This window comes from Candidatus Ruminimicrobium bovinum (assembly GCF_902760015.1).
Taxonomy (GTDB): Bacteria; Elusimicrobiota; Endomicrobiia; order Endomicrobiales; family Endomicrobiaceae; genus Ruminimicrobium; species Ruminimicrobium bovinum.
Genome location: NZ_CACWEU010000210.1, coordinates 1 through 4,361, shown reverse-complemented (window position 1 = coordinate 4,361; position 4,361 = coordinate 1). Strand labels below are relative to the sequence as shown.

6 protein-coding genes and 1 tRNA gene are annotated in these 4,361 nt (G+C 33.0%); all 7 read right to left on the bottom strand.

The genetic code is table 11. The annotated features are described in order from the left end of the window. On the bottom strand, positions 1-854 hold an 854-nt coding region (mtnP, locus tag ACMUOV_RS07045; RefSeq protein ID WP_413854403.1), incomplete at its 3' end, for an S-methyl-5'-thioadenosine phosphorylase. A 26-nt stretch (positions 855-880) separates the two neighbouring features. Continuing rightward, positions 881-2,107: an aldo/keto reductase gene (locus tag ACMUOV_RS07040; RefSeq protein WP_413854402.1), complete on the bottom strand. Its 1,227-nt coding sequence runs from the start codon at positions 2,105-2,107 to the stop codon at positions 881-883. 39 nt (positions 2,108-2,146) lie between these two features. Further along, positions 2,147-2,626 (bottom strand): DUF1893 domain-containing protein, encoded by a 480-nt coding sequence (locus ACMUOV_RS07035; protein ID WP_413854400.1) that lies wholly within the window; start codon positions 2,624-2,626, stop codon positions 2,147-2,149. A 17-nt stretch (positions 2,627-2,643) separates the two neighbouring features. Beyond that, a complete protein-coding gene (locus ACMUOV_RS07030) occupies positions 2,644-2,928 on the bottom strand; it encodes a hypothetical protein (RefSeq protein ID WP_413854399.1) in 285 nt (94 codons plus the stop codon). Positions 2,929-2,956: 28 nt separating this feature from the next. Then, on the bottom strand, positions 2,957-3,565 hold the full coding sequence (locus ACMUOV_RS07025) for a flavodoxin family protein (protein WP_413854397.1): 609 nt from the start codon (positions 3,563-3,565) through the stop codon (positions 2,957-2,959). A 30-nt stretch (positions 3,566-3,595) separates the two neighbouring features. Continuing rightward, positions 3,596-3,668: transfer RNA gene (locus tag ACMUOV_RS07020), tRNA-Ala, on the bottom strand. Positions 3,669-3,693: 25 nt separating this feature from the next. After that, a partial coding sequence (locus ACMUOV_RS07015) for a His/Gly/Thr/Pro-type tRNA ligase C-terminal domain-containing protein (protein WP_413854396.1) occupies positions 3,694-4,361 on the bottom strand: 668 nt, incomplete at its 5' end.

Genomic DNA, 4,361 nt, shown 5'->3' with positions numbered 1-4,361 from the left:
CTTACTTCTTTATATGAACTTGATTTTTTAATAAGATCTTTTGATGTTTGAACTGCAAATTGTAACGAATTATTACAATTACATTTTATTTGTCTTGCAGCCAATTTAGGAATTAAATTTTTTATTAACTTTTTACACGTATTTATATTATATGCCATTGCTTCAACAACTTTACCGGCATTTACTTCTTCCCCTAATTTTAAACAATCATAATCCGTAACCAAAGATATATTGGCATAACAAATTTCAGCTTCTTTGGCAAGAACGGCTTCAGGTATCAGTGTCATTCCGACAACCGAAAAACCGTTTTCCGCATTAACTTTTGCTTCTGCTCTTGTTGAATATCTTGGACCTTCTATGCAAACATAAGTTGTATCACTGAAATGATGTTCTATCGCAAGCTCGGTAACAGCTTTATGAATTATATCTCTTAAATCGTTACAAAACGGGTCTGCAAAACCTACATGCACAACAATATCTTTATCAAAAAAAGAACTTTCTCTGTTTTTTGTTCTATCAAAAATTTGTTCCGGAATGACAAAATCTTTAGGTTTTATATTTTTTTTAAGTGAACCCACTGCAGTTATTGATATAATTTGATTAACGCCTATTGATTTTAATGCATATATATTTGCTTTATAATTTACATTTGAAGGAGTAATAACATGACCTTTACCATGCCTTTGCAGAAAAGCAATTTTAACGCCGTCCAATTCACCAACGGTAATTGGTGATGAAGGTTTTCCGAAAGGAGTATCTATTTCAAATTCTTTTATATTTTCTATACCGCCGATTTCAGTTATACCGCTTCCGCCTATTACGGCTATTGCTGCATTTTCAATAGTTTTTGTCATCATTACCCCCGGAAAATAATAAAATTTTATTTTTTTAATTCTTCGTATAATTTTGCCATTTCTTTCAAAAGGTTAGGAATATCAAGTTTTTGAGGGCATTTGTTTTTACATACCCCGCAATTTATACATTTATCGGCTCTGTTTTCCTCTTTAATTGATTCATAAGCTATAACGAACCTGTCTTTCCTTTCCGTTGCCTTATATTGATTGTATATAAGAAAATTTTTAGGAATATCTATTCCGACAGGACACCCCGTACAATATTGACAATATGTACATGATATTGCACCGGAAGAATTATAAACGGATATTGCATTTGAAAGTACACTCTGCTCTTTTTCCGTCAACGGTTTAAAATTCGTAAAAGTTTTAACATTATCAGTAACATGTTCAATTTCCGTCATACCGCTTAAAACAGTAAATACATTAGGCAGTGAAGCGGAATATCTTAAAGACCATGAAGAAGCAGATGCATCGGGATTTTCTTTTTTCAACAAATCCACGGCTTTTGTATTAAGAGAAGAAAGTTGCCCTCCTTTTAAAGGATTCATAACAACAACAGGAAGCCCCGCTTTTGTTGCAATTTCATACTGTTTTTTAGCATCTACCATATCCCAATCTATAGGATTAATCGGTAACTGGACAAAATCCCACTTGTATGTTTTCACAACCTCTTCCAAAAGTTCCGGAGTATCATGAATTGAAAATCCTAAATATTTTATTTTTCCTTCCTGTTTCTTTTTGAGTAACTGTTCATAAACATTACATTGTTTTAAAGTTTCCCATTCTCTTTTATTTATGTTGTGTGCCAAATAAAAATCAAAATAATCGGTTTGACATTTCTCTAATTGTTCTTCAAATACGGGAATAACTTCAGCTTTATCTTTCAATATTCTCAACGGCATTTTATCGGCCAAATAATAACTGTTTCTCGGATATTTTTTTAGCACTTTACCTGCCGCAAGTTCAGATTTCCCACCGTGGTAGAACCATGCGGTATCAAAATAATTTATACCGTGTTCAATTGCATAATCAACCATTTCCTGTGTTCTTTCAATATCAGGTTCTCCATCTTTTTGCGGTAACCTCATAAGCCCGAAACCTATTACGGAAATATCAATATTGTCAAATTTTTTTGTTGAAACTTTTTCTATAAGTTTTTTTGTTTGAGTGGTAACTTTTTTACATGCAGACAAAACTGCAACTCCCAATGTTGTAAAAAAAGCAGATTTTAAAAATTGCCTTCTATTCATAAAAAATCCTCCGGATTTTCTATTTTTATGTTAACTCCTCTATTTTTGTTTTGTAAAAATTTTGTAGGCCTTCTTAGGACTATCTATATTTAAAACTTTTTGTTCCATAGGACAAAGACCGTCTTGTTTTGCATTTTGAATATAATCAACAACTTCATTATATGAATATTTAACTTTATGTTTTTCAAAAACTTCTATTGCATCTTTGGCAATGATATTTGTATGAACTTGCTTTACTTTACCGTAAACCATAAGCAAAGCAGCAGCTTTACCTATAACTTTATCTACAACCATTGCTTTTTTTAAACCTTTCTTTTTTATCTGTATAAGTAAAGGTTGTATTCCATGTTCATCCTGAAAAGATATTTTACCTTTTTGGCAAACGGCTAAACTGTGGTTTTCCAACTTTGATGTCAATTCTTCTATTGTTATATCAGCACATTTTTGAGCAAAAACATTACTGCACACCAAACAAAAAAACAAACATACAAGCACCGGAGAGAGAAATTTTTTTATCATAATAAATCTCCATTTTTTTAATTTTTATGTATTGTTTCTTCTGCTACTGCAACTTCTTCAGTTTCGGCTTCGTTTGCATTTTCCGTTTCATCAGCACCCTCCTCACTTTCATCTGCCGTTGTTTCTTCCGCATATTCATCTACATCTTCATCATCTATATCCGTTTCATCAATATCTATATCATCAATCTCATTCTCATAAGATTCCTGAGATGCTTCATCAACATCAGCATTATTACCAGAACATCCGAAAAAAACAAAAACAGACATACACAACAAAAACGACATAACCAGTTTATTCATTTTTTCTCCTTATACTTGGTAATATATATTATCTTATAAAATTTGTCATAATTTTTATTTCAGGTTCGGGATGTTCACTTTTTAAAGCATTTAAAAGCCATGCCATATTTTTACCTATCGTTCTCATTATCTGAAGACCTTCCAAATCTTTTTCAACATCATCCTGTTTTGAACCGTGAACCATATTCCAATATTGAGAAGAAACTACCGGCATATTATTTATCGTAAAATATTTATTTATTACATCCACAGCTGCGGTTGTTCCTGCTCTTCTTGCAGACACAACTGCTGCTCCGGGTTTATATGCAAAAAATTTACTGCCTGCATAAAATACTCTATCCAAAACGGATAAAAGTCTTCCCGAAGGATGTGCGTAATAAACAGGAGAGCCGAAAACAAAACCATCGGAAGTTTTTGCCTTTTCAATGATTTCATTAACTGTATCATCATTAAATATGCATTTATTATCATTTTGTACACAAGCCCTGCAACCTATACAATCTTTTACGGCACCCGAACCCAACTGAATAACTTCAGTTTCTATTTTTTCTTTATTTAAAACCGTTTCTATTTCTTTTAATGCCCTAAATGTACATCCGTTACTATTACTACTTCCGTTAATAAGCATTACTTTCATTTATTTTTATCTCCGACTAACATTAAAAAGTGGAGCTAAGGGGGATCGAACCCCTGACCTCTTGCATGCCATGCAAGCGCTCTCCCAGCTGAGCTATAGCCCCACTCTAAACATTTATTTTAAAATATTTATTTTTTATTTGCAACATCCTGCTTTACAAGTTCAATAAACTTATCTAAAGGCATTGAACCCAAATCTTTGTTTCCTCTTGCTCTTACGGCAACAGAACCTGTTTCAACTTCTTTACCGCCTACAACAAGCAAGTATGGAATTTTTTGCATTGCATTTTCTCTAATCTTGTGACCTATCTTTTCATTTCTGTCGTCAAAGTTTACCCGGATACCGGCTTCTTTTAATTTTTTAACTGCATCTTTACAATATTGTTCCTGTTCCGGAGCAATATTTAAAACCGCTGCCTGAACAGGCGACAACCATACGGGTAATGCCCCTGCATAATGTTCAAGCAATACTCCGATAAACCTTTCAAAAGAACCCATTAATGCCCTGTGAACCATGTAAGGTCTTACTCTTTTACCTTCTTTGTCTACATAGTAAATATCAAATCTTTCGGGTAAATTGAAATCGAATTGTATTGTTGAACATTGCCACAATCTTCCGATAGCATCTTTAATTTTTATATCTATTTTTGGACCGTAAAATGCACCGCCGCCTGCATCTATTTCGTAGTCATAACCTGTTTTTTTAAGTGCATTTTCAAGCGATTTTTCCGCATCGTTCCATTTTTCTATTTCACCTACATACTTCTTTTCAGGTCTTGTTGCCAAATAGATTTTAT